Genomic DNA, 25,301 nt, shown 5'->3' on the forward strand with positions numbered 1-25,301 from the left:
TTCGAAACATTTCTCCTCTTTATTCGTAAGTAAATAAAAGGAGAGGACGTTAATGACAATAGATATTAATATACATAAAGGTGGCTATGTAGAAGAAGAAATCGTTATTACGGACATTCAATTTCAAGTAAACAGCGGTGAGCTTGTTGGATTAATCGGTTCAAATGGGGCAGGTAAAAGTACAACCTTGCAGGGAATGATGGGTGTCTTACCAATTATGGATGGTCATGTCTCAATAGGAACTTACGGCTACATACCAGAAAGACCAATTTTGTATGAGTATTTTACATTATGGGAGCATATTGATTTTTACATGCGTGTAGCAGGTAAAGAGGCTTCTTTAACCGATCGTGCACATGAATTACTAGATATTTTTAAATTAGACCATAAGCTACATGATTATCCAACAACGTTTTCCAAAGGTATGCAACAAAAAGTGATGCTTATTTTAGCATTTCTTCACAATCATTCTTCCTATATTTTAGATGAACCATTTATGGGGCTAGATCCACAGGCAATGCGTAAGCTCTTAACGACTTTAGACGAATTAAAAGCGCAAGGTGCCTCCATTTTAATGAGTACACATGCGCTCGATACGGCAGAAAAAATATGTGATCGTTTCATACTGATTGATCATGGGCGAATTCTACAGCAAGGTACACTCACATCATTACGCCTAACGGTGAAACAGGACAAAGCATCTCTTCTTGATATTTTCGATACATTACTTGAGGAAAATCACCATGACTAGTTTATTTCAGCAACGAAGAAAAATAGAGCGCTCCAATAATTTTAAGCTACTAGCAAGCATTATCGATTGGACAGTCGCCTTATATATTGTTGTGCCATCTCTTGTGATTGGCTTTTTCCTCTATAAAGACTTTATTCTTAATGTCCAAACATCATGGGTTGCTCATACTACTCCTGTTATCTACATTGTGCTGTTACTTTTCATCACACAAATTGAAACAATTCGTACATTTTTACAACGAGCTGATCGCCTTTTTTTAATCCAAAATCAAAAACAAATGATAAAGTTAAAACAAGCTGGTCTTTATTGGACGTTTAGTAAGCAGCTCTTCATACTTGTTTCTGCCCTTGCTTTATTAGCGCCCATTTTTATAATCGTTCATCATATAACAATTTTGGAATTACTTATTTTATTACTGCTACTATTTACAACTAATTTTTTCAATGCACTTGTAAAATTAAGACTTCGTAAATGGCAGCAGCTTTTAAGTAAAATTGTGATGTGTATTCTCGGCACAGTTTTCTTTTTGTATGTACCCAATATTATTACGGCACTTTTTTATCTAATTCTTTTTGTCTATTGCGCAAGCTATTATTATAGACATTTTATTTATAGCACGAAATATTTTGATCAGCAGGTGAAGCTCGACCAAGCAGCTTTTTATAAATGGCAAAGTCTCTTATTTCGAATTACTCCTGAACTTAAAAGTCAGTTAGTGCCAAAATTTAAAAAGCCTCGTCTACTATGGAAAAATTCAAAGCGCATGTTTAGACGTTCCGATTATTTTATAGAGGAAATAGTATGCAAAACGATGCTTCGCCAAAAACAGTATCGCCTTGGCTATCTTCGTTTTTTAGCGATGGGGATTGGGCTTACCATCATTGTTCCGACTTGGGGTAAATTTATCATAATTGGAATGCTTTATTTTACTTTACGTAGCGTTATGCAATCGATAATCCAACAAATTATTGAGCACAGAATTTGGTCAATCTTTCAATTATCCAATGAACAAATTCAGATAGCTAAAAGTCGATTAATTAAAGGGTTTGTAGATTTCCCATTATGTGTTCTTGTTATCTTAGTTATTTTTAGTCTTGTAAATTAAACAGGTGCTAGCTTAGTTGCTAGCACCTGTATTTTATTATCTATTATTTTCCATTCCGTATAATAGCATATTTCTAAATTCCTGCACTTGGTCCGCTTTAATCGCCACTTTGTTATAATGTTTTTTTAGTCCAAGCATAAAAGTCACTTCCACAGGTTCCCTCATCTTTAAAATAAATTGTGGGGAGGCCTCACCAAAATCACGTGCTACAAAATCAATCGTATCTTTAGATAATTTTTCTTCCAACTGTTCCTTATCTTCAATAAGTTCTTCAATATCTTCAAAGCGAATTTCTGCACGTTTCATCAAACCTAAAGACAAATACAGCTTATCAGATGTAACATAGACAGGATTTAAACGAATTGCCTGCATATCTGCAATAAAAAATACAACAGAGTATACATTAAAAATAAGCAATAGAATAGAAAGAACCATTGATTTCTCATGTAACCACCAGTGAATTCCTATTGTTTCAATGGCAATTCCATGAATGATCATGATTTGAAAAGCAATATAGCTGGAGTTTTTATGTAAGGTTAATCCTGGACGCTCTTTTCTCTTCCAGCTTGCAAAACTATAGTAAAGTACTAAAAAGTCTGTGCACAGCATTTGAATAATAAGATGCTTTGGGGCATGTTTTTCAACTGCTTGTGGAAATGTGAACAGGTCTGGTAAAGTATTTGATCGTACATCTGCCAGAATTCTCGGCATGTAACGAACAAGAGTTGTCACTAGTAATATTTCTAATAAAATAATCGAACCTTCAATGGCAAATCCAACCCATGTTACCGCAACAAAAGGCTGTAGATGCTCGATTGGAATAATAAAACGGGCTGCAATACAACCAGTCGCTGCTAAAATTACCGCTTGTTTTACAGAAAACTTACCCTTATACAACATAAATAAAACAGGCATTACAAGTAGAAAATCAATTAATGAACCAATGACAACTCCATTTGTTTCAGTTGGTAAAATGGATATGCCAAGTCCCGTGTTATAGAGTGTGTAATTACTAGCGAGAACGACTAACAAAAATGCTAGCCATATATTTTGCTTTTTCTTTAAAGCGATCATGTTAAATCTCTCCCTTTCTTAAATGATGATCGTTTAATTCATCGATAATGCCTTCCTTAATGACAATTTGATTTAGTTTCTGAATAATCTTCTTTAATTCCACGACCTCACTTAATTCGAGCCTAGAATAATATTTAGAGATAATAAATCGTTTTATTTCTTCCTCTCGTTCAAAATACTTAATGCCTAAAGTATCTAAACTCACAAATATTTCACGTCGGTTTTCAGGATTAATACTCCTAATTACATATTGCTGTTCTTCAAGCTTACTAACCAATTGACCGACAGCACTTGAAGTAATATTCAAATAACTTGCAATCTGACCTATCGTCACTTGGCTATTTTTTTCAATAAAATCTAATAAAATTATTTGCTTAGGCGATAATTCATCAGTCACTAAATTCTGATGTAACTTAATGAAATGACTATCCATCGAGTAAATGGCATCATTTATTTCCTGTACAAGGTGATATAGAAGTTCTTCATCCTTTTTCATTAAAAACCAAATCCTTTAAGTAAAGTTAATAGTAAAGTCTCCTTTACTATTAACTCTACTTTACTACATTTGGTTATTGCTGTAAATAAATCCAGCGTTAAAGCTCCATCCTTATACCTATAATTTTCAATAATTTTTCACAAATGGGGATTTGATTCTCATTTCATGGCTAGTCCTTGCTTCGCGCGCGGATATTACCTCTCTTCCGCGGGTATTCTTGCTTCGCAGCCTAGAACTCCTTAAGCTGTTATAACAAATGTATTTTGGCTTAAAATTTCCTTCGATAGTTTTTAATTTATCGGAACTTTGCTTATTCTATGTATGATTTTATACCTCACTGTTTTTCAGAAAAAACACTCTTAGCATACACTCTATAAATTTGGATTATTCTGAAAAATATTAGTCGTTAATTCCTATAAAAGATCATAAATACGATAAATCTATACATAAAATTTACTTATTTTATATATCCTTTTTCCTTGTCAGTCCATTATACTGAAAATATCATCAATCATATTAAAGGGGTATTTTTATGGATAAAAAAGTTATTTTTTTCGAAGTTCGTGGCGGCACAGATAAGGGACCAGATGGCTATCGACAAGATACAATGCCAATGGTGAATGCGCTAAAACAACGAGGACAGGATGCAGAAGTCATTTTCTTTGATGTGACAAAAAAAGAGGAAATTTATCATTATGTCAAAGAGCATGGTGCAGCCTTTGTATCACGTATAAATCCAGGAAACTTACAGCATGAGGAAGAATATTTTGATATGTTACGCGAGCTATGTAATGAAGGTGTCATCGGTATGCCTCATCCAGATGCAATGATTGGCTATGGCTCTAAAGATGTATTATCAAAGCTATCTTCTACAAATTTAGTGCCCAATGATACATTTGCTTATTATACGGTTGAAGCATTTAAAGCCCAATTCCCTACCTCTCTTGCTATTACTGAACGAGTTCTAAAGCAAAATCGTGGTTCAACGGGCGAAGGGATATGGCGAGTAAAATTAGTTGAACCTCTTGCTAAAGGGATTACAGAAGTGCCACTTGATGCGGAGATTAAATGTACCGAAGCAAAAGATAATCATGTGGAATATTGGAAACTTGGAGACTTCATGACGTTCTGTGAACAGTATATTACAGGTCCAAATGGCATGCTAATTGATATGCGCTTCCTTCCTCGTATTACTGAAGGTGAAATCCGCTTATTTATGCTGCGTGATAAAGCAGTACACGTAGTACATAAAAAACCAGCAGATTCCGAAGACGCTTTTAGTGCAACACTGTTCTCAGGAGCTCAATATCGCTATGACGCCCCGGAAGACTGGGAAGAGCTTGTTCAAAACTTTTTAACCCAACTACCTCTCGTAACTAGTTTACTAGGCAATTATGCTTTACCACTCATATGGACGGCCGATTTCATGCTTGATACAAACGAAGCTGGTGAAGATTGCTATATTTTAGGGGAAATGAATTGTTCATGTGTAGGCTTCACTTCTGAACTCTCTTTAGCACATCAAGTAGCAGAGGAAATTCTCGCTTGTATCCATGAAAATGCCGAAGTTTCAGCGTAAAGTGGACTTTAAGTAATGGTGCTTTTACTGACCGTTAATACAGGATAAATGAAAAAAGTGCGATCTTTTGGGATCGCACTTTTCATATATAGATCTTAATAGCTTGTATAAATTCATAGATAAAATACCCTGCAAAGCCAATTAATAATACCCCCGCTACTATTGTAAGCGACTTTATGACCTTACGACTCATCGCTTTACGGGTAACAGAAACAATGGTCATCAAGCCTATATCATGTAACAATATGCCACTCAGAACCCCTGCAGCAATGACTAAAAAATGATCCGACTCCCCTTGCCCATATGATTTGGCTAGTACGACACCGAAAACATTTACCCAGAAAACTAAATTTCCAGGCGAAATTGCTACTAGTAAACCATTTCGATAAGACGTGAAAAACGATTTTGTCACTTTCTCGCCTGCCAGTGTAATATCATGGTCAGCATTTTTTATCGAATCCAAACCTAAAAGGAATAAGAAGCCCGCCCCTATAAGCCACATAGGAATTTGAATGATGGGCATTGCTAAAATGGAGGCAAGTCCCATATATAAAGCAAAAACCAATACAACATCAATTGTCATACCGCCAAGCCCTACAGCCCAGCCATGCATAAAACCATTTTTTAGTCCTTGCTTTGTCATTTCTACTGTAATAGCTCCAACAGGCATGGCAATCGCAAGTCCTACCAACACATACGCTACATATAAACTCAAAGCAACACTTCTTTCATGCAATCAATTTCGCCTTGGCGTAATTGCGTCCGGATTTTGAATTGTGCACGCACAATTCATTCCTTTCAAAATATCCGTGACATCCACCGGAGGCTTTATCTTCAATCAGTCGGTGTTTGGGTATCCACTGAAAAGGAACCAAATCCGCATTCATCTCTTCACCTATAAAGGTGGATGTAACTGTCGCGTTGCTTTCGCTACAAAAAAACATTTTGCTGCTGTCGCTTCGCTTTCGCACAGAAAAACACTTTTGTTGCTGTCGCTTCGCTTTCGCACAGAAAAACACTTTTGTTGCTGTCGCTTCGCTTTCGCACAGAAAAACATTTTGCTGCTGTCGCTTCGCTTTCGCACAGAAAAACACTTTTGCTGCTGTCGCTTCGCTTTCGCACAGAAAAACATTTTGCTGCTGTCGCTTCGCTTTCGCACAGAAAAACACTTTTGCTGCTGTCGCTTCGCTTTCGCACAGAAAAGATCTGCTGAATAAAGATAAAATAAGTTTCATACGTCCGTTTATATTTGTATTATAGCATAAAAATACAGAAAAAGACGTAAATATTAATAATTATTCATTTTAATGGAATAATTATTAATATAGTTAAACCTGATTGTTCATTCCCTATTTTATTTATGATTCCTTAATTATATGACATTATTTGGAGTCATACTTATAGCTTTCTACCCCCCCTAACTACGAGAGGTATCCTTTCTTTCTATAACATTTGCTTTTTCCATTGCAATAGTAGGTCATTGGATTTCGCAATGTCCACTTTTAGGGCAATCTGTTTAGCAGAGCAGCGTTTTTTAGCCTTTTCCCAGGCTTCTTCTAAAGCCGGTAAATAGCTTAAATTTCTTGTTGCTGCAACAAGTTGCAAGAAAATATTTCCTTGAATATAGTACCAGCGAGGGTTCATGCTATCTAACTGTATTGCTTCTTCAATGAGACGCAGTGCTAAATACGGACTGCCTTCACTACGGTTCAAAAACTGTGCAAAGGCTCCCCAGTAAAGAGCTTTATTTGGCTGTAATTTTACCGCTTCAACAAATTGCGCCATTACCTTATCATACTCCTTAGCAAGAACAAAATATTCCGCCATTGTATAGTAGGCATTCGCTTGCGCTTCCACGGATCCAGCTAATAATTCGTCTACCACTTTAGCAAACTGTTCATCATCCTGACTTCCTAAATAAGCAGCGAGTACATCACGCTCTGGGTAGGAGCCATCTGCCCGTTCAACACTTTGCTTCTCCTTCTCAGTAGACGGAACAGGCATATTTGCATAGCCGTTCGCTTCTAACAACGCGACGTGCTGTTGAATGGTTGCCAATGATTCATGTTCAGTAAACGCTCTATCAGCTAAAACTATTTTCGCTAACCGATAGCTTTCTTTCACTTTTCCACTTAAAAATAATTCATTTATCTGTTGGACTTGCTCATCAAACTGTTTGATCACTATTAAAATCCTCACCTTCACCAAAAGAAAAGTCTTATAGTAGTTTACCATCTTTAGAGAGAAAAGGAGCTATTATCATCTAAAAATTCTTTCAATTCAACTAATTTCATATGCCGTATGTTCCATTAGATGAGCTGCTATTAACATATCTACCAGGAATTTTCCCTTATCATCCTAATGCAATAGCATGACATCGCATTAGAAAAGTACTGTTTTTTACCATTATCAAAAAAGGTTGCTAAAGTTCTGAATTATGAGATAATTGAAGTAGTCTATCTACATCATTTGTGCATTCAATCTAAAGGAGGGCTTGCTATGAATAGTCGTTATCATTTTATATCGCTTATTATTGGAAACTTGTTTACACTAGGAGCTATTTTCATTTATGCTCTGCAAAGTCAAGTGGACGTGGCCCTCAGTACTTATGCCCTTGTGACGGGATTTTTAAGTACATTACTCATTATCTTTTTTTATTTATGGCGGGATGAAAATTTAATTTCAAATCGTTTTTCTAAATAAATCGCTGGGTGGAAAATATAGTTTCGAAGCTTATAACTAGAATTGTGATGAGTTATCAATTTTTTAACAAAGTGCATCCTGTAATTCGAACAAAACGATTTGGTAAAAATGCTCATTTCCTCCCCTTTCTACAGCAGTAGTAAAGGGATTTTTTTTCATAGAAAGCTTCCTTTTTCGTGGTATTCCCCTCTGAATACGACTGATTGTTGTAGAAAAATAAATTTTTTTGTAGAAAATTTAAAAACAATGATTGAGTAGTAAATCAATTTTCTGTATAATCAGCTTGTTTGACAATACTTTTATGAACTTGGGGGTAGACAATTGGGTAAAGCATTGATTATCGGAGCTGGCGGAGTAGCCAGTGTTGTGGTACACAAGTGTGTTCAAAATTCGGACGTATTTGAGGAAATTTGTATCGCAAGTAGAACTGTTTCAAAATGTGACGCTCTAAAAGAAAAACTAGAAGGCGGAAAAACAAAGATCCAAACTGCACAGGTAGACGCAGACAATACAGAAGAGGTTATCGAGCTTATTAAAGCCTTTGGACCAGATGTTGTCATTAACGTAGCACTACCTTATCAGGACTTAACGATTATGGATGCTTGCTTAGCGACAGGTGTACACTATGTGGATACTGCAAACTACGAGCCACCTGAAACGGCAAAATTTGAATATAAATGGCAATGGGCTTACAAAGAGAAGTTCGAAAAAGCTGGCTTAACTGCATTACTTGGTAGTGGTTTTGATCCAGGCGTAACGGGCGTTTTCACGGCTCATGCTCAAAAACATGAATTTGATGAAATCCACTACATTGATATTGTGGATGCAAATGCTGGTGATCATGGTTATCATTTCGCAACAAACTTCAACCCAGAAATCAACATTCGTGAAATTACTGCGAATGGTCGTTACTGGAAAGAAGGCGAGTGGGTAGAAACTGCACCACTTGAGAAAAAAGAAGTATATAACTTACCAGAAATTGGACCAAAAGATATTTACCTGTTATACCATGAAGAGTTAGAATCTCTTGCTAAAAACATTAAAGGCTTAAAGCAAATCCGTTTCTGGATGACATTCTCAGAAAAATACTTAACACACTTAAAAGTATTAGAAAATGTTGGTATGACTTCTATCGAGCCTATCGAGTTTGAAGGGCAAATGATTCAACCAATCCACTTCCTTAAAGCAGTACTGCCTGATCCAGCATCACTTGGACCACGCACAAAAGGGAAAACAAATATCGGTTGTATCGTTCGCGGTCTAAAAGATGGCAAGGAAAAAACTTATTATGTGTACAACGTATGTGACCACGAAGAATGTTATAACGAAGTTGGTTCACAGGCGATTTCTTACACAACTGGTGTACCAGCAATGATTGGTGCGATGCTTGTGATGAACGGTGAATGGCGTAAACCAGGCGTTTGGAACGTCGAAGATTTCAATCCAGATCCATTCATGGATGCGCTAAATAAATGGGGTCTACCATGGCAAGAAAGCCATAATCCAGAATTACTTGACCTTGATTTAGATGCAAAGGAACTAAGCCAATGAAACCAATTGATTTTTCAAAAGTTCCATCCCCTTCTTACGTAGTGGATGAGCGATTATTAACAAAAAATCTAGAGCTTTTAAAATCGATTCAAGATCGTACAGGCTGCCGTATTTTACTTGCCTTAAAAGGATTTTCAATGCACTCAACATTCCCTTTAGTAGGTAAATATTTAGCCGGCATTACATCAAGCTCACTTCATGAAGCACGACTTGGCTATGAAAAAATGGGCAAGGAAGTACACGTTTATGCACCTGCTTATATGGAGCATGAGATGGACGAGCTTCTAGGCTATGTTGAGCACATCGTGTTTAACTCATTTAACCAATGGGCACAGTACAAGGATAAAGTAAAATCTGCTGGTAAAACAATTGAATGTGGTATTCGTATTAATCCTGAGTACTCTGAAATTGAAACAGCACTTTACGATCCTTGCTACACAAATTCTCGCCTAGGTACAACATTAGCCAACTTCGACAAGTCACAACTTGACGGTATTGATGGCCTACACTTCCATGCAATGTGTGAGCAAAATTCAGATACGTTAGAGCGTATTATACAAGTTGTCGAAGAAAAATTTGGTGATGTTTTGCATCAAATGAAATGGTTAAACTTTGGCGGTGGTCACCATATCACTCGTGAAGATTATGATGTGGAAAAGCTAGTGAATATCATTAATTATATTCAAGACAAGTATAACCTTCTCGTATATTTAGAGCCAGGTGAAGCTGTTGCACTAAATACTGGTTATTTAGTAGCAACTGTTCTTGATATTCAGAAAAACGGTATGGACTTAGCAATTTTAGACACATCGGCAACATGTCATATGCCAGACGTTCTAGAAATGCCATACCGCCCTATGATTATCGGTTCTGGTCAAGCAAATGAGCTAGCACACACATATCGTCTAGGCGGACTTACATGTCTTGCTGGTGATATTATTGGTGATTATTCATTTGAACAACCTTTAAAACCAGGAGATCGTCTTGTATTCACGGATATGGCACATTACTCAATGGTGAAAAACCATATGTTTAATGGGGTAAACCTTCCATCAATCGTTTCTTATAACGATGAAGAAGGCATTAAAGTTATTCGTGAATTTAAATTTGAAGACTATAGCGGTCGACTTTCCTAATAGAAAAAATCCTCTCCAACTTCAGCTGGAGAGGATTTTTTATTATGGCCGCATATTCATCCAACTATCGACATGATGAATGGCAAAACCATTAAAGCTTGTTTTATTTGCATAATGACGATGAACCGTTGCTAATTGTTTATTCATAAAGGCTTCTCCATTATCATAAAAGGTAATTGTTTTCCCCTCGTTAGAAGCGCCTGTTTCTACACCAATCACAATTGATTTATTTACTTTTTGTGCATACTCTATTTCATTTTCAACTATTTTGATAATGTTTTTAGCTGCATCTCGATAGGCCATGATCGAAACACTATCCACTTGATCGATAACCCATTCAGCTAATATACCATTGCCATATTGATTGCTATAAGCGATCTCATCAAACCAAAATGGCATATCGACTTCCAAAGGTATTTGTAATTGATTGGCCCCCTCTTTCGCTCTAGTAAGGAGCGCTTGATAGGATTCTATTGTATTTACTTGGTTCGAGCTCCATCCACTATTTAGATAGGGCTCTACATCCAGGTGGACTCCAGAAAATTGCTCTGTTGTTAATGCACGCTCATTATATGTATGTAACCACTCAAACAGTTGATCCTGCATTTTATAGCCATCCTCTGATACCCAACTTGCAGCACCATCCAATGCATATACTTTTATACCTTTTGTTGTTGCTTTGTCAATAAAGCTTTTATAATTGTCATTTGCTATATCAGTATTAATTTGTAAATAGACTTTGTTAACATCTTTGCTTTCTAAAAATTGGAGTACGCCTGATTCATCTTCAACAATTTTTGTCGTATCCCATAACCAAGTTGCTCTATCTTGCATGGCCGTTGCCTCTACCTTTCCTATTGTTAATCCTAGCGTACTTACAATTGTTACTATAAAAGCAATGATTGCTTTTGATAGTGAACGACTTACCATATGTTACATCTCCATTCTATTTACCAAGGCTCATAGAACAGAACCTGGCAACCTGACAATCATGCACTATACTAATATAGTGTTTAGACTCATGGCTTTGCGTCCTTCCCTTTCAGTGAAGTTTGCCTTTTACAGTAGTTTTATTACTTTACATAATACGCAGTTAGAACGAAAATGTCTGTAGGTCCAATTAATAATTATCGGGAGTACTGTTCGATAAAATCGTATAAACACAGGTGATTTTTACTATAGAAGCAAAAAAAAACGTAGAGTACTCAAGCCTCTACGTTTTCATTTTCAAGCAATTTGTGCAAATAATTAATAATTTCACGAATACCTTCTAATGAATTCACAAGTATTTTTGGATCTACGTATGTAATCATACGATTTTCCAGATTTGCCACAGCTGTAAAGTAGCGTGTTTTTGAATAATTGACAAGTCCCACTTGCTTTAATACAGACTCATCAAAATCAAGAATTTCACGAGCATCTGTCACAAGTAATCCATAATTCACAACATCCGTGTTCAATACGATAACACGTGCTGTTGCAGTATTTGAAGAACGGTTGTAAAGAATACGTTCAAAATCAAGCACAGGCACAAGCTCACCACGAATTCTTGTGAAGCCTAGTAGATAATTTGGTAAATGAGGAATAGGTGTTACATGCTCTAACTTTTCAATCGAAATCGCTTGCTCCACAGGTACTGCATATTCTTCTGTACCACAAGCAAAGACTACTGCCTTTACACTTTCCATGCGGTCACATCCTTCGACTCTGTTGTTATTTTTTTGCAGACTCTTTTACAATTTCGACAAGTAAATCTGCTAATTTTTCTAATTCTTCTACTGGTATTTTTTCATTTGTTGTATGAATATCTTCATAACCAACAGATAAATTTACTGTAGGGATACCGAAGCCAGCAATAACATTGGCATCAGATCCACCACCAGAAATACCAAGCTTTGGTGTACGTTCAATGCTATGTGCAGCCGCCATTGCCACTTGAACAACTTTATCCTTTTCTGTTACACGGAAGCCAGGATACATTAGTTTCACTTCAACTTCAGCTTTTGCCCCTAATGAAGCAGAAACTTGCTCAAACGTTTCCTGCATATGCTTAGTTTGTGCATCAAGCTTCGTTTTGTCGATAGAACGTGCTTCTGCTAGTATTGTCACTTCATCACATACAATATTTGTTGCCTGGCCACCTTCAAAGCGACCGATATTTGCTGTAGTTTCTTCATCTAAACGACCAAGCTTCATTTGTGCAATACATTTAGAAGCAACCGTAATCGCAGATATTCCTTTTTCTGGAGCAACACCAGCATGAGCTGTTTTCCCAATTATTTTAGCGAAGATTTTTGCTTGGAATGGTGCAGCTGTTACAATACCGCCTACTTTGCCATCACTGTCTACAGCAAAACCATATTTTGCTTTAATTTTAGATGGATCTAACTCTTTAGCTCCAACGAGTCCACTTTCTTCACCAGCTGTAATAATAAATTCAATATCTCCATGTTCAATATTTTGCTCTTTTAAGCGTTTAGCCATTTCAAATAAAGCAGCAAGGCCAGCTTTGTCATCAGCACCTAAAATTGTTGTGCCATCGGATACGATATAGCCATCTTCACGAAGAGACGGTTTAATACCTTTACCTGGAACAACTGTATCCATATGAGAAGTAAAATAAATAGGTTCGACATCCAACGAACCTTTTAATGTTGCAAGTATATTCCCTGCTCCATGCCCGTTACGAGTATGTGCATCATCTTGTTCTACTGTAAAACCTAGCGCTGTTAATTTGTCGATTAAAATCGGCGCAATCACTTGTTCATGTTTTGTTTCTGAATCGATTTGTACGAGCTCAAAAAACTCTTCTACTAAACGACTTGTCATGTTGTAAGACTCCCTTAGTTTACGTGTTTTTCCACGTTATAGTATATATTTTATTTTAGCACAACGTCTGCAGAGTTGAAATAATTCGCTACGAAAATCACCAATCACTCCTTATTGCGAAATGAAGAAAAAACCTATGAAAGAAGGAGATTCTTTTCACAGGTTACTTCGATGCTTGGAAAATAGTTTCTTTCTCTTTTTGTAGAGACTGCAAATAATCCTCTGCCTTGTTATGTTTATCCTGCAGACGCCAAATCGTATTATGTACATCATCTTGTACACGAGAAACCTGTTCTCTTGCTGTTGATATTTTGGAATGGACGGACCAAGCTGAAAAAATGTCATCAAAGAAATAGTCCGCAAATTTTACAAATCCATCGGTCTCAACTGATAATGTTTTCGTAGACATATCATGTACATCCAGTAGTTCGTTATGAAAACGTTGCAAAGCTATTTGAGCATTATGAAGATAATTTTCGGACTTATCAAGTGCATCATGCTTTAAATGTGTAGCAATAAGTCCCCCACTAAAAAACGTATCCCATGTTGAGTATCCATTTGCGGAATGCAAGGACTCTGCTGCTTGTCCAAGCTTAGTCAGTGCTGCTTCACCAGCCTCTTCAGCTTCCTTTATTTCTACAATTAGTTGTTTCGTTAACATTTCTTCATGCGCTAATTGTTCTAGCCTTTTTGCCTGTTCAGGCTCATGTATTTGTAAGTAGCTTTTCTTTTTAGCATTTAATACGCTTAACGCTTCGTGCAACACTTGTTCATCAATTTGAGAAAGTTTAGTGTTTACTTGCCCTAAATCAGCTATCAAATCAGTTTCCATCTTCTTTGCTTCATTTATTTTTAATTCAAGCACGGCTGCCTTGTCGATTTCTTCTGCACGTAGCTCATCTTGTTGCCCTGTCCACGTACGAATCATATTCATAAAAGAAAAGCCTTCTAACTTATCGAGTTTCATACGAATTTGATTGAGTGCTGTAGAATGTTTATAAATTTCTTGTTGTGCATGCTCGATTTGCTTTTCAATTAAATCCCTTTGTTCACTTAACCTACTGACAGTTCTTAATTGTGCATGAATCATTTCCTGCTCTTTTTGTAATTGTTTCCATTCCATTCATCTCAACTCCTCTACATATATGTACGGTTGAAACGAGGATATGTTTCAATTATCTTTCTCATCAGCATTCCGTGTGATTGATTTCCGTTACGGCTGGGCGCTTTGCCGCTGACGCTTCGCTTTCGCGCAGATAAAACATTGTTGCTGACGCTTCGCTTTCGCACAGATAAAACATTGCCGCTGACGCTTCGCTTTCGCGCAGATAAAACATTGCCGCTGACGCTTCGCTTTCGCGCAGATAAAACATTGTTGCTGACGCTTCGCTTTCGCACAGAGCAAAGCTTAATGAGGGGCGTCCCTTGTGCCGCTTCACTCGCGTAATCCGCGGAAGCTTTAACTTCTCAAATTAGTTCAAGATTAAAAGAAAAGCCTAGTAATCGAATGACTACTAGACTTGTACAATTCTTATAGAGGAATGTTTCCGTGTTTTTTCTCTGGACGTGTTTCGTGTTTGTTTGATAGCATATCTAGCCCTTGAATTAACTTAATACGTGTATCACGTGGATCGATAACATCGTCTACCATACCGCGAGATGCTGCAACGTATGGATTCGCGAACTTTTCTTTATATTCTTCAATTTTCGCTGCACGTGTTGCTTCTGGATCTTCTGATTTGGCAATTTCACGCGCGAAGATGATGTTTGCCGCACCTGCCGCTCCCATAACCGCGATTTCTGCGTTAGGCCAAGCAAATACAAGGTCTGCTCCGATTGATTTAGAGTTAAGGGCAACGTATGCACCACCATATGCTTTACGCAGAATGACTGTAATTTTTGGTACAGTAGCTTCTGAGTATGCATAAAGGATTTTAGCTCCATGACGAATGATCCCACCATGCTCTTGTTTAACGCCTGGGAAGAAGCCAGAAACGTCTTCAAATGTAATGATTGGTATATTGTAAGCATCACAAGTACGAATGAAACGAGCAGCCTTGTCTGAAGAATCAATATCTAATCCACCAGCTAATACTTTAGGTTGGTTACATACAAGACCAACTGATTCACCAGCAATACGCGCAAAACCAACGACTACGTTTTTCGCAAATTCTGCATGAACTTCCATAAATGAGCCTTCATCCACTATTTGCTCGACAACTTTACGTACATCATAAGGACGAGTAGTTTCGATTGGTACAGTATCCACGATTTCTGGACGATAGTCATCACCCTCTGGTCGTGCCTGACGCGGTGCTTTTTCTTTATTATTTTGTGGTAAGTAGCTTAATAGTTTCTTAATTTCATTAATAGCTTCTTCTTCAGATGGTGCGCGGAAGTGTGCATTACCACTTACAGCGTTGTTTACTTTAGAACCACCTAAATCTTCAGCAGAGATTTTTTCACCTGTTACTGTTTCAATAACTTTAGGTCCTGTAATGAACATTTGAGATGTTTTATCAACCATTAGAATAAAGTCTGTTATTGCTGGAGAATATACCGCTCCACCAGCACATGGTCCCATGATAACGGAGATTTGCGGAATTACTCCAGAGTAGATTGCATTACGATAGAAAATATGGCCATAACCGTCAAGTGAAAGTACACCCTCTTGAATACGAGCACCGCCTGAATCATTTATACCGATGAATGGTGTACCATTTTTCGCAGCTAAGTCCATTACTGTTGCCATTTTTTTAGCATGCATTTCACCAAGCGCTCCACCAAATACTGTGAAATCTTGAGAGAATAAGTATACTGGACGTCCGTTGATTTTACCAAAACCTGTGACTACACCGTCACCAGGACCTTCCATTTTGTCCATACCGAAGTCTACTGTACGGTGTGTTATGAATGGGTTGATTTCAAAAAATGTATCTTCGTCAAGTAATAATTCAATACGCTCACGAGCTGTTAATTTCCCTTTTTCATGTTGCTTGTCGATGCGTTCATAGCCACCACCAAGTTCAATTACCGTCTTACGGTCATACAAGTCATTAATTTTGTCGAACATATCCATACTGATCACTTATCCCCTTTTCCACTTTTATCACATAATTCATATAACACACCGAAAGATGATTTCGGATGCATGAAAGCAACCTCAGCACCACCAGCACCTGGTCCTGGTTCATCGGATAATAGACGTACGCCTTTTTCGCGAAGCTCTGCCATACGCTCACGAATTCCTGTCACACCGAAAGCTACATGGTGAATACCTTCCCCACGTTTTTCGATGAATCCGTGGATAGCACTTTTTTCACTCATCGGTTCTAATAACTCAATTTTTACGTTACCCGCATCAATGAATGCAACACGAACCTGTTGAGATTCTACCTCTTCCACTTTCAGTAACTTTAAGCCTAAAGTTTCTGTATAATATGTAATGCGTTCATCAAGATCGCGGACTGCAATCCCAATATGATCTACTCTCTCCATGGTGACATCTCCTTCTGTTATGGTACATAATCTATTTTACAGACTTTTTCGTCAAAACTCTACTACTTGAGAAATTTTTCAGATTTGCTAAACTATTTATAAGAAAAGAAGGAGCGAACGAGCATATGAGTAATAAAAAATTTCAAAAAATCGTTATCTATACTATGATCGCGATTATGTTAATTTCATCTCTAGCATTTGGTTTATCAATGATAGTATAAAGAAAGGCGAGGCGTCTGCATTACTGCGGACGCTCTTTCTTTACATTTAAACCTTTAAAAGTCTGCTTAATTTCTAAATAGCGATCCATTTCCTCAATAAATTGATAGAGCGCCGCTTGTGCTAGAAATTGCTCATGGTTTTTCGGTAAAGGTAATTGGGCGAAATCTCGCTTTACCTGCTCTAGTTTTTCTCTAAAATGGCGAGCCGTATTTCCTGAATGAACGTGCTCACCGAGGTCTTGCAGAAAGTCGGCAACGATAATTGCCTCTTGTACTATAACAGGAAGTGCCGTTATTTTTGGAAGGACCCTGTCTATAATTTCTAGCTGTTTTTCACGCATATCAAAATAAACATAGTAGTCATTTTTCCGTCTCGTAAAATGATTTTCAACATCTTTAAATGCTAAGGATTTCGCATTATTTAATACTGTGATTGCTTCAATGATTTCCTGTCCATCCCACATTGTATCGCCTTCTCTTAAATAGTTGGCAATTTCTAAAAAAATCTTACTGTAAAGTTCCTCAATTTTAACTCGATAGTAATTTAATTCCTTTTGAATGTCTGGCATATACATATTTATAGCTATTCCCGTCCCATAGCCAATCGCCATTAAAGCAAATTCATTATAAACAAGTGCCAATGAAAAACTTTTAGCAGCATAAATATGCATAATAATAACCGCACTCGAAACAAAACCATCTGCTACCTTTAATGACACGATTGTTGGTATAAAAATGATAAGCATACCTGCTAATGTAAGCGGATGATAGGAAAATAGCTCAAAGCTCAAAAATGCATAAAGCATACCGATTATACTTGCGACGAATCGTGTATAAGCAGCATGAATGGATTTTTTCTTCGTTGGCTGTACACATAATATTGTTAGAATACCAGCAGATGCATAAGAAGCTAAATCAAAATATTGGGCAATGGCAATAGCGATTGCTGCACCAAATGCCGTTTTTAAAGTACGATAGCCGATTGAAAATTTCTTCAAGTCGACTGCCTCCTATCTTTCAGTATTCTACTTATTTTATTCATTTTAAGAAAACTATCAGCCAATCATTTAGCCAATATTACAAAAATTCCAATCGCACTATAATTACGTCTAAAGAATCAAAGCTATCCACGGGGAATGTGGTTAGGTAAGAAGTCTCCGCAGACGATTTATAGCCTGCGGAGCTTTCTACTAAAAAATAGCTTCTCTTTTAATTTAATGATTGAAATTAAAGTTCGTCGCAGTATTCTTCAAAGTTTGCTTGTAAATTTGTCACTACTGACATTGGGTCATGACCCTCAATTTCATAGCGTCCAACTTCTGCTACTACTTGTCCATCCTTTAATAACACAAATGACGGAGAGGATGGTAAGTGATCTTCACCGAAGTGATAACGAGCAGCTGCAGTTGCTTCTTTGTCTTGACCAGCAAATACCGTTACAAGATGGTCTGGACGTTTATCGTAATGTACGCATTGTGCTGCTGCTGGACGTGCAATACCCCCTGCACAGCCACATACTGAGTTTACCATGACTAATGTTGTACCTGGACGAGCAAACGCCTCTTCAACAGCTTCTGGTGTGCGAAGCTGCTCATAACCAGCACTCTCAATTTCTGCTCGTGCTGTTTTTAAAATTTCTTGCATAAATAAATCGTAATCCATATTCATATAGCGATTAGCTCCTTTCAAGTTGCGTCATCTTCATCAATTATGTCTCGGCATAATTGCGTCCGGAGGCTTAAACTTCTTTCAGCTGAAAGAAGTTTAACTCTAGCTTTAGATATTCGACGCTCATCATCTCCTATCATAGCAGTTAGTGACGAATTTGTGCACCTACTTGCTCATATAAAAGATGATATTATTTCTGTGATTGTTCATCGCTAAACAAACGATCCACACCTTGTGTTACTGTCAGCTGTCCATTTAAAATTTGACGTTCGAGAAGCTGCACTTGTGCTTTACGCTCCGGATTACCATAAAACGAATCAATTAACTGGTCAATAATCATCGATTGGAACCAATCTTTCGTCTGATTTTGGCGTCTGATTGACCAGTAATTATTTTCTTCAACAATTTGTCTGAATTCCCCTATTGTACTCCATACTTTGTCGAGGCCACGTTTTTCCCACGAACTTACCGGCATTGCTGTCGACATCCATCCTGGAGTTGCAGGCTGTAAAAAATGTAAGATTTGCTTGTACTCGGATACAGTTTTTTTCGCCAGACGAACATTATCGCCATCAGCCTTATGGACAACGATAGCATCAGCTAATTCCATAATGCCCTTTTTCATGCCTTGGAGCTCGTCTCCTGCACCTGTTAATACTAACAGTAAGAAGAAATCAACCATACCACGGACATACGTTTCACTTTGTCCAACACCGACTGTTTCTATTAAAATGACATCATAGCCTGCTGCCTCACAAACAAGCATTGTTTCACGTGTCTTTTTATGAACACCCCCAAGGGTACCAGCTGATGGAGAGGGACGAACAAAGGCATTAGGCTTTTTCACGAGCTCTTCCATTCGAGTTTTATCGCCTAAAATGCTTCCTCCTGATAAAGAGGAGCTTGGATCAATCGCAAGGACTGCCACTTTTTTTCCCATCTCACAAAGCATCGTTCCGAAAGCCTCAATAAACGAACTTTTTCCTGCACCAGGAACGCCAGTAATCCCAATACGGACACTGTTTCCTGTATGTGGTAGAAGCTCTTGTAGAAGTTCTTGTGCTTGCACTTTATGCGTTACGTTTGAACTTTCAATGAGTGTAATAGCTTTTGACAAGTGTGTACGAGAGCCTGCACGTACTTCTCGTGCAAGCTCCTGTATGTTTAAATTGTCTGCTTTTTTCTTTCGGAATTTTTTCGGTGTACCATATTGCATTCCGTCGTGAGTTGCCTCTACTCCGTCCATAACAAATAGCGCACTTTCTGGCATTCCTTTGTTTTTGTCCATTATTCAGACACTTCCTCATAACCTAGACGTTTGTAGATTTCTTCAATAATTTTTTGTGCCGATACAGGAATAACTGTACCAGGACCAAAGATTGCTACTGCACCTGCGTTATATAGGAACTCATAATCTTGTGCTGGAATAACCCCTCCAACAATGATGATGATATCTTCACGACCTAGTTTTTCTAGCTCTGCTACTAATTCAGGAACTAGTGTTTTATGACCGGCTGCTAATGAAGATACACCAATGACATGAACATCGTTTTCTACCGCCATTTGAGCTGCCTCAGCAGGTGTCATGAATAACGGAGAAATATCAACGTCGAAGCCTAAGTCCGCGTAACCCGTTGCCACAACCTTCGCACCACGGTCATGTCCATCTTGTCCCATTTTCGCTACTAAAATACGTGGACGACGGCCTTCATTTTCAAGGAACTCCTCAGTCATTTGTTTCACTTCAGAAATTTGCTCTTCATCTGAGAAATTTGCAGAGTATACGCCAGAGATCGAACGGATTACTGCTTTATGACGACCAGAAACAACTTCAATTGCATCGGAAATTTCACCTAATGAAGCACGAGCGCGTGCTGCATCTACTGCTATTGCTAATAAGTTTTCTCCACCATCTTGTGCTGCTTTCGTTAATCGTGCTAGATGTTTTTGTACTTCTTCTTCATTTCGAGCTGCCTTCATTGCTTCTAGACGTTCGATTTGCTTTTGACGAACTAGCGTATTATCAATGTCTAGAATGTCGATAGGTTCTTCTTTTTCTAAACGATATTTGTTGACACCAACAATCGTTTCTGTTTTAGAGTCGATTTTCGCTTGACGTTTTGCTGCAGCTTCCTCGACTTTCATTTTTGGAAGACCTGTTTCAATCGCTTTCGCCATACCGCCAAGTTCTTCGATTTCTTCAATTAATGCCCATGCAGATTTTGTAATTTCATCTGTTAATTTTTCCACATAGTACGAACCACCCCATGGATCAATAACTTTTGTCATGGCTGTTTCTTCTTGTAAGAATAGCTGTGTATTACGTGCAATACGTGCAGAGAAATCCGTTGGTAGCGCAATCGCTTCATCAAGTGCATTGGTGTGAAGAGATTGCGTATGCCCCATTGATGACGCATTAGCTTCGATTAATGTACGTGTCACATTGTTAAATGGATCTTGCTCTGTTAAAGACCAGCCAGACGTTTGTGAGTGTGTACGAAGTGCTAATGTCTTAGGATTTTTCGGATTAAACGTTGACATCATTTGTGCCCAAATGCGACGAGCTGCACGCATTTTTGCCACTTCCATGTAATAGTTCATACCAATTGCCCAGAAGAATGATAGACGTGGCGCAAAGGCATCAATGTCGATTCCAGCTTTTAGCCCGGTACGAACATACTCCAGACCATCTGCTAATGTATAAGCCAGCTCGATGTCATTTGTTGCTCCTGCTTCTTGAATATGGTAACCAGAGATCGAAATTGAGTTAAATTTTGGCATATATTTCGCTGTAAACTCAAAAATATCCGCAATAATCTTCATAGACATTGCTGGTGGATAAATATATGTGTTACGAACCATATATTCTTTTAAAATATCGTTTTGAATCGTACCAGCTAACTTGTCTGGTGTAACTCCCTGTTCTTCAGCAGCAACGATATAGAATGCAAGAACTGGTAATACCGCTCCATTCATCGTCATAGAAACCGACATTTGATCTAAAGGAATTTGATCGAATAGGATTTTCATATCTTCTACAGAGTCAATCGCTACCCCAGCTTTACCAACATCCCCTGTTACACGTGGATGATCTGAGTCATAGCCGCGGTGGGTTGCTAAGTCAAAGGCAACGGAAAGACCTTTTTGACCCATTGCTAAGTTACGCTTGTAGAATGCATTTGATTCTTCAGCCGTTGAGAAACCAGCATATTGGCGAACAGTCCAAGGACGAGCTACATACATCGTAGGGTATGGACCACGTGTATTAGGCGCAATACCTGCAACATCATTTAAATGTTTTGCACCTTTAACATCTTCTTTTGAATATATATCTTTAATTTCAATACCTTCATTTGTCATGAATTTTTCATCTGATGCTTGAGGTGCTTCAGCTACTAAAACTTTTTCGATTTCAACTGCACTAAAATTTGGCTTGCTCATCGTTGGACCTCCTTCATGCTAGCGAACACTGAATTTAATTTTTCAATGATGTTCTGTCCTGCGAAAATAAAGCCGTTTAAGCCATTTGCTAACCAAGCTTCTTCTTCGTCTCTAAATTTACCTGCAACGTCAACAATTACGTTAGCTGGTTTACCTGCTAAAATTGCTGGTACTAACTCTTTTGCATCATCATCGTTACCAGCAATCACCACATACGTTGCTTCTGTTGCATTTAGCCAAGCTAATGCTTCTTCAGCTGTTGCTACTGGTTCACTTTTTTCTGGTACTAGACCTACAGTGTTTAAGAAACCTGACACAAAATCAGCACGTGGTTTTGAGCTTTTCAGTGTACCTAATGCTAAAATTCCTGTTTTTACATTTGCAGCTGTCATCTCCATACGTAATTGCTCGAAAGGTACAGCAACTCGTTTAACTTCTGCAAATTGAGGATTTGTTTCGCTTTCAAGCACATCAGCAGGGTTAGCATAAATATTTGTACCGATTAATGATTGCTTACGCGTTTGTGCCGACTTGATACGAGCTTGATAAGATTTTTCTAGTTCCTCCGTAAGCTTTCCTGATGCAATGAAAGCGTCAATGCCTCCAGCTGCTTCTATTTCTATAAATAAAGCCCAAGCTTCTTTAACAAAATCTGCCGTTAATGACTCAATAAAGTATGAGCCACCAGCTGGGTCAGTAACTTTTAAAACGTTTGTTTCTTCTTTTAAAATTAATGATACATTTCTTGCAATACGAATAGATTGATCTGTTGGTTTCGTTAATGCATCGTGAGGGTGAACTGTAAAGACATCCGCACCACCAATTAAGCCAGAAAGCGCTTCATTTGCTGCACGTAATAAGTTTACATAAACATCCAGCTTAGAGAAGCTTCTTAAAGATGTTTCTGCAAGAGTAGGGATTTTTACGTTTTCTGTTACACCGTATGCCGATGAGAACGCTTTCCAAAGTACTTTAAAAGCACGGAGTTTAGCAATTTCTGTAAAGAATTGCGTATCAACCGCAAAGGATACATAAAATTTCTTAGCGAATGCTTCAAAGCTTTCTTCTTGATTTGCGTATTTTGCCGCTAATGCAAGTGCATATGCTAATTCCTGCACAGCGTTAGCGCCTTCATTGTGATAAACCGTTGTGTCCGCGCCGATCGAGCGCACGCTCGGGAAATCATTTAAAGTGATAGGTTTTTTTGATACGATGAAACCTTTTACAGTTTCTCGCTGATCAACTGTTATTTTTTCGAATACTGCTAATAATGGGTCATTTGAATTCTCAACCGAAATTTTAAACGAATATTCTGAGAAATAATTCGCTAATTTTGCCAATACTTCTTTAGTCCATTCAAAATTTACACGGCTATCAATTGTTACTACTTCATTGCCTCGAGCTAAACTGTCATCAAGCTTTGCAAAAAATGCTTCGCTTGTATCAGCATATATTTGTTGAGCCACTCGAAATGCTTGATTATTTTGTAGGGAACGGATTGTGGCAACTTGTTTATCAAGTTCTTCACCAAGTTTTGCTACTAAACTTTCTTGAGTGTAAAGTGGTTCTAATGTAAGACCTTCACTTGTTTTCGTTAAAAGAGACTCGAATGGTTTCCCTTTTAAAGCCTTGATTGCTGCATCTTGCCATTCTGAATAGGACGGCTTTTCAAATTCAATATTTTTCATGTTGTTTGACATGCGGACGCTTAATCAGCTTCCCCCCTTAGTAGTTTCTATTTTTTATTCTACATGACAAATTGCGACTGGAAAAGCAAAAAAAATTCGGAAACCGTTATACAACAGGTTTCCGACAAGTCATCAGTAGACTGACGTTGAAGATTTATTTGTATTTTCGAGTATTTCTTTTACTCTATTTAGGAATTTACCACAAACAAGTCCATCGAGAACTCGATGATCTAAAGATAAACATAAATTCACAATATCTCGTGCAGCGAACATGCCACCAGGTAAAACAACCGGTTTTTTTACAATACTTTCCACTTGAAGGATTGCTGCTTGTGGATAATTAATGATGCCCATCGACTGAACAGAGCCGAATGCACCCGTATTATTTACCGTAAATGTACCACCTTTTATATCATCCATCGTCAGTTTTCCAGCACGCACTTTCGCTGCAAGCTCATGAATTTCCTTGGCAATACCTTTAATGGATTTTTCATCAGCGTGTTTTATAACAGGAACAAATAATGCATCATCTGTCGCGACTGCAATGGAAATATTTATGTCATGCTTTTGAATAATTTTGTCCTCTGCCCACATAGAATTCATCATTGGGAATTCCTTTAGAGCTTGCGCGACAGCTTTTACAAAGAAAGCAAAATACGTAATATTAAAGCCTTCTCTTTGCTTAAACTCCGTCTTCATGCTATCGCGATATGCTACTAAATCAGTAACGTCTACTTCCATCATCATCCATGCATGCGGCACTTCATGAACACTTCGCACCATATTATTCGCAATGGCACGGCGCACCTTTGTTACTGGAATTTCTATATCACCTGCTTGAAGAGGCTGTGCCGGTGTGGCTGGTTTAGCATTCTCCAGTGAAGCAGGTACAGCAACTGGTGTAGGCTGTTCAACAGCTGTATGGACCGTAGTCAAAGTTTCAACTTGGGAAGTTGGTATATTTCCTGCTTCAATCAGTTTCATGAGGTCTTTTCTTGTAATACGACCTCCTTCACCTGTTCCTGTGACTTGATCAAGTGCAATATCATGCTCTTGTGCAAGTCGAAGAACCGCTGGTGAATAGCGAACTTTATCTTGTCGAACTGTTTTTTGCGCTACTACCGAAGCTGTTGTTGGTGGCTGAACCTCTTGCTTCTTTTGTACACCAGCATTTAAAATTGCTGTGCTTACTGCTGATTTTTTCGGTGGAGGCGGAGGAGGTAGCTCGCTGTCACCTGCTATTTCAACGCAACAAACCACTGCTCCAACAGGTAATGTTTGCCCTTCCTCTGCAAGTAGTTCTGTAATAACTCCTTCAAAAGAAGACGGAATTTCAGCATTTACTTTATCAGTTACAACTTCTGCTAGTGGATCATATTTTTTTACTGTATCACCTGGCTTTACAAGCCACTTTTCAATCGTACCCTCTGTTACGCTTTCGCCAAGCTGAGGCATTGTAATATTTTGAATCGCCATCATCTATTCCTCCCATCAATTATGCCTAGGCGTAATTGCACCTGACGCACCGCTATAGCATTGACAACGACACTGTTTCACTTAC

At 38.0% G+C, this 25,301-nt stretch carries 25 protein-coding genes and 1 riboswitch; of the genes, 7 read left to right on the forward strand and 18 right to left on the reverse strand.

The genetic code is table 11. The features are described from left to right. Window positions 1-52 precede the first annotated feature (52 nt). Both AB9L17_RS15010 and AB9L17_RS15015 read left to right on the forward strand, forming a co-directional pair. Window positions 53-751: an ABC transporter ATP-binding protein gene (locus AB9L17_RS15010; RefSeq protein WP_068984729.1), complete on the forward strand. Its 699-nt coding sequence runs from the start codon at window positions 53-55 to the stop codon at window positions 749-751. After that, entirely contained in the window at window positions 744-1,856 is a 1,113-nt protein-coding gene (locus AB9L17_RS15015) for an ABC transporter permease (RefSeq protein WP_223553357.1), read from the forward strand. Before AB9L17_RS15010 ends, AB9L17_RS15015 begins: the two co-directional genes overlap by 8 nt. Before the next feature lie 36 nt (window positions 1,857-1,892). Here AB9L17_RS15015 and AB9L17_RS15020 read toward each other — a convergent pair whose 3' ends face one another. Both AB9L17_RS15020 and AB9L17_RS15025 read right to left on the reverse strand, forming a co-directional pair. After that, complete coding sequence (locus AB9L17_RS15020; protein WP_375199349.1) at window positions 1,893-2,930, reverse strand: beta-carotene 15,15'-monooxygenase; 1,038 nt, start codon at window positions 2,928-2,930, stop codon at window positions 1,893-1,895. A 1-nt stretch (window position 2,931) separates the two neighbouring features. Further along, on the reverse strand, window positions 2,932-3,426 hold the full coding sequence (locus AB9L17_RS15025) for a MarR family winged helix-turn-helix transcriptional regulator (RefSeq protein ID WP_375199350.1): 495 nt from the start codon (window positions 3,424-3,426) through the stop codon (window positions 2,932-2,934). A 532-nt stretch (window positions 3,427-3,958) separates the two neighbouring features. Here AB9L17_RS15025 and AB9L17_RS15030 point away from each other — a divergent pair. Beyond that, entirely contained in the window at window positions 3,959-5,005 is a 1,047-nt protein-coding gene (locus tag AB9L17_RS15030) for a Cj0069 family protein (RefSeq protein WP_223553363.1), read from the forward strand. A gap of 82 nt (window positions 5,006-5,087) precedes the next feature. Here AB9L17_RS15030 and AB9L17_RS15035 read toward each other — a convergent pair whose 3' ends face one another. The 3 genes from AB9L17_RS15035 to AB9L17_RS15045 all read right to left on the reverse strand — a co-directional run bounded on the left by AB9L17_RS15035 (window position 5,088) and on the right by AB9L17_RS15045 (window position 7,189). Then, the gene (locus AB9L17_RS15035; protein ID WP_223553369.1) at window positions 5,088-5,720 is read right to left on the reverse strand and encodes a LysE family transporter; all 633 of its coding nucleotides are present in this window, start codon (window positions 5,718-5,720) and stop codon (window positions 5,088-5,090) included. Between the two features lie 13 nt (window positions 5,721-5,733). Next, the gene (locus AB9L17_RS15040; protein ID WP_375199351.1) at window positions 5,734-6,240 is read right to left on the reverse strand and encodes a hypothetical protein; all 507 of its coding nucleotides are present in this window, start codon (window positions 6,238-6,240) and stop codon (window positions 5,734-5,736) included. Between the two features lie 208 nt (window positions 6,241-6,448). Next, window positions 6,449-7,189 carry a tetratricopeptide repeat protein gene (locus AB9L17_RS15045; protein WP_375199352.1) on the reverse strand — a complete coding sequence of 247 codons (741 nt, stop codon included), beginning with the start codon at window positions 7,187-7,189 and terminating at the stop codon, window positions 6,449-6,451. A gap of 315 nt (window positions 7,190-7,504) precedes the next feature. Between AB9L17_RS15045 and AB9L17_RS15050 the strand changes: the two genes are divergently transcribed. The 3 genes from AB9L17_RS15050 (at window position 7,505) to nspC (ending at window position 10,395) form a co-directional block, all read left to right on the forward strand. Further along, window positions 7,505-7,708: a hypothetical protein gene (locus AB9L17_RS15050; RefSeq protein ID WP_068984734.1), complete on the forward strand. Its 204-nt coding sequence runs from the start codon at window positions 7,505-7,507 to the stop codon at window positions 7,706-7,708. Window positions 7,709-8,029: 321 nt separating this feature from the next. After that, on the forward strand, window positions 8,030-9,259 hold the full coding sequence (locus AB9L17_RS15055; RefSeq protein ID WP_223553376.1) for a saccharopine dehydrogenase family protein: 1,230 nt from the start codon (window positions 8,030-8,032) through the stop codon (window positions 9,257-9,259). Continuing rightward, window positions 9,256-10,395: a carboxynorspermidine decarboxylase gene (gene nspC, locus AB9L17_RS15060; RefSeq protein WP_068984736.1), complete on the forward strand. Its 1,140-nt coding sequence runs from the start codon at window positions 9,256-9,258 to the stop codon at window positions 10,393-10,395. Before AB9L17_RS15055 ends, nspC begins: the two co-directional genes overlap by 4 nt. 42 nt (window positions 10,396-10,437) lie before the next feature. Here nspC and AB9L17_RS15065 read toward each other — a convergent pair whose 3' ends face one another. The 7 genes from AB9L17_RS15065 to mce all read right to left on the reverse strand — a co-directional run bounded on the left by AB9L17_RS15065 (window position 10,438) and on the right by mce (window position 16,722). Continuing rightward, a complete protein-coding gene (locus AB9L17_RS15065) occupies window positions 10,438-11,325 on the reverse strand; it encodes an amidase (protein ID WP_223553378.1) in 888 nt (295 codons plus the stop codon). Window positions 11,326-11,368: 43 nt separating this feature from the next. Then, window positions 11,369-11,462, reverse strand: a riboswitch (cyclic di-GMP riboswitch). Window positions 11,463-11,600: 138 nt separating this feature from the next. Continuing rightward, window positions 11,601-12,083: a chemotaxis protein CheW gene (locus AB9L17_RS15070; protein ID WP_068984738.1), complete on the reverse strand. Its 483-nt coding sequence runs from the start codon at window positions 12,081-12,083 to the stop codon at window positions 11,601-11,603. Window positions 12,084-12,108: 25 nt separating this feature from the next. Then, window positions 12,109-13,224 carry a M20/M25/M40 family metallo-hydrolase gene (locus AB9L17_RS15075; RefSeq protein WP_068984739.1) on the reverse strand — a complete coding sequence of 372 codons (1,116 nt, stop codon included), beginning with the start codon at window positions 13,222-13,224 and terminating at the stop codon, window positions 12,109-12,111. A gap of 163 nt (window positions 13,225-13,387) precedes the next feature. Then, window positions 13,388-14,347, reverse strand: coding sequence for a hypothetical protein (locus AB9L17_RS15080; RefSeq protein ID WP_068984740.1), 960 nt, complete (start codon window positions 14,345-14,347; stop codon window positions 13,388-13,390). Between the two features lie 64 nt (window positions 14,348-14,411). Beyond that, window positions 14,412-14,663: a hypothetical protein gene (locus AB9L17_RS15085; protein WP_139114423.1), complete on the reverse strand. Its 252-nt coding sequence runs from the start codon at window positions 14,661-14,663 to the stop codon at window positions 14,412-14,414. A gap of 92 nt (window positions 14,664-14,755) precedes the next feature. Further along, window positions 14,756-16,303: an acyl-CoA carboxylase subunit beta gene (locus tag AB9L17_RS15090; RefSeq protein ID WP_068984741.1), complete on the reverse strand. Its 1,548-nt coding sequence runs from the start codon at window positions 16,301-16,303 to the stop codon at window positions 14,756-14,758. A gap of 5 nt (window positions 16,304-16,308) precedes the next feature. Continuing rightward, window positions 16,309-16,722, reverse strand: a complete 414-nt coding sequence (mce, locus tag AB9L17_RS15095) for a methylmalonyl-CoA epimerase (RefSeq protein WP_068984742.1) — start codon at window positions 16,720-16,722, stop codon at window positions 16,309-16,311. Between the two features lie 125 nt (window positions 16,723-16,847). On the opposite strand from mce, the gene prli42 reads away from it, so the two are divergent. After that, window positions 16,848-16,943 (forward strand): stressosome-associated protein Prli42, encoded by a 96-nt coding sequence (gene prli42, locus AB9L17_RS15100; protein ID WP_175401735.1) that lies wholly within the window; start codon window positions 16,848-16,850, stop codon window positions 16,941-16,943. 20 nt (window positions 16,944-16,963) lie between these two features. Here the strand turns inward: prli42 and AB9L17_RS15105 are convergent, their stop codons facing one another. The 6 genes from AB9L17_RS15105 to AB9L17_RS15130 all read right to left on the reverse strand — a co-directional run bounded on the left by AB9L17_RS15105 (window position 16,964) and on the right by AB9L17_RS15130 (window position 25,216). Further along, the gene (locus tag AB9L17_RS15105; protein ID WP_068984743.1) at window positions 16,964-17,941 is read right to left on the reverse strand and encodes an aromatic acid exporter family protein; all 978 of its coding nucleotides are present in this window, start codon (window positions 17,939-17,941) and stop codon (window positions 16,964-16,966) included. 229 nt (window positions 17,942-18,170) lie between these two features. After that, complete coding sequence (locus tag AB9L17_RS15110) at window positions 18,171-18,611, reverse strand: BrxA/BrxB family bacilliredoxin (protein WP_068984744.1); 441 nt, start codon at window positions 18,609-18,611, stop codon at window positions 18,171-18,173. 190 nt (window positions 18,612-18,801) lie between these two features. After that, complete coding sequence (gene meaB, locus AB9L17_RS15115) at window positions 18,802-19,899, reverse strand: methylmalonyl Co-A mutase-associated GTPase MeaB (protein WP_223553382.1); 1,098 nt, start codon at window positions 19,897-19,899, stop codon at window positions 18,802-18,804. Next, window positions 19,899-22,052, reverse strand: coding sequence for a methylmalonyl-CoA mutase (gene scpA / locus AB9L17_RS15120; protein ID WP_375199353.1), 2,154 nt, complete (start codon window positions 22,050-22,052; stop codon window positions 19,899-19,901). The genes meaB and scpA overlap by 1 nt, the downstream gene beginning before the upstream one ends. Further along, entirely contained in the window at window positions 22,049-23,740 is a 1,692-nt protein-coding gene (locus tag AB9L17_RS15125) for a methylmalonyl-CoA mutase family protein (RefSeq protein ID WP_375199354.1), read from the reverse strand. The genes scpA and AB9L17_RS15125 overlap by 4 nt, the downstream gene beginning before the upstream one ends. A gap of 132 nt (window positions 23,741-23,872) precedes the next feature. Beyond that, window positions 23,873-25,216 carry a dihydrolipoamide acetyltransferase family protein gene (locus AB9L17_RS15130; RefSeq protein ID WP_223553385.1) on the reverse strand — a complete coding sequence of 448 codons (1,344 nt, stop codon included), beginning with the start codon at window positions 25,214-25,216 and terminating at the stop codon, window positions 23,873-23,875. Window positions 25,217-25,301: the final 85 nt, after the last annotated feature.

Source organism: Lysinibacillus sp. RS11, assembly GCF_042019215.1.
Classification (GTDB): domain Bacteria; phylum Bacillota; class Bacilli; order Bacillales_A; family Planococcaceae; genus Lysinibacillus; species Lysinibacillus xylanilyticus_A.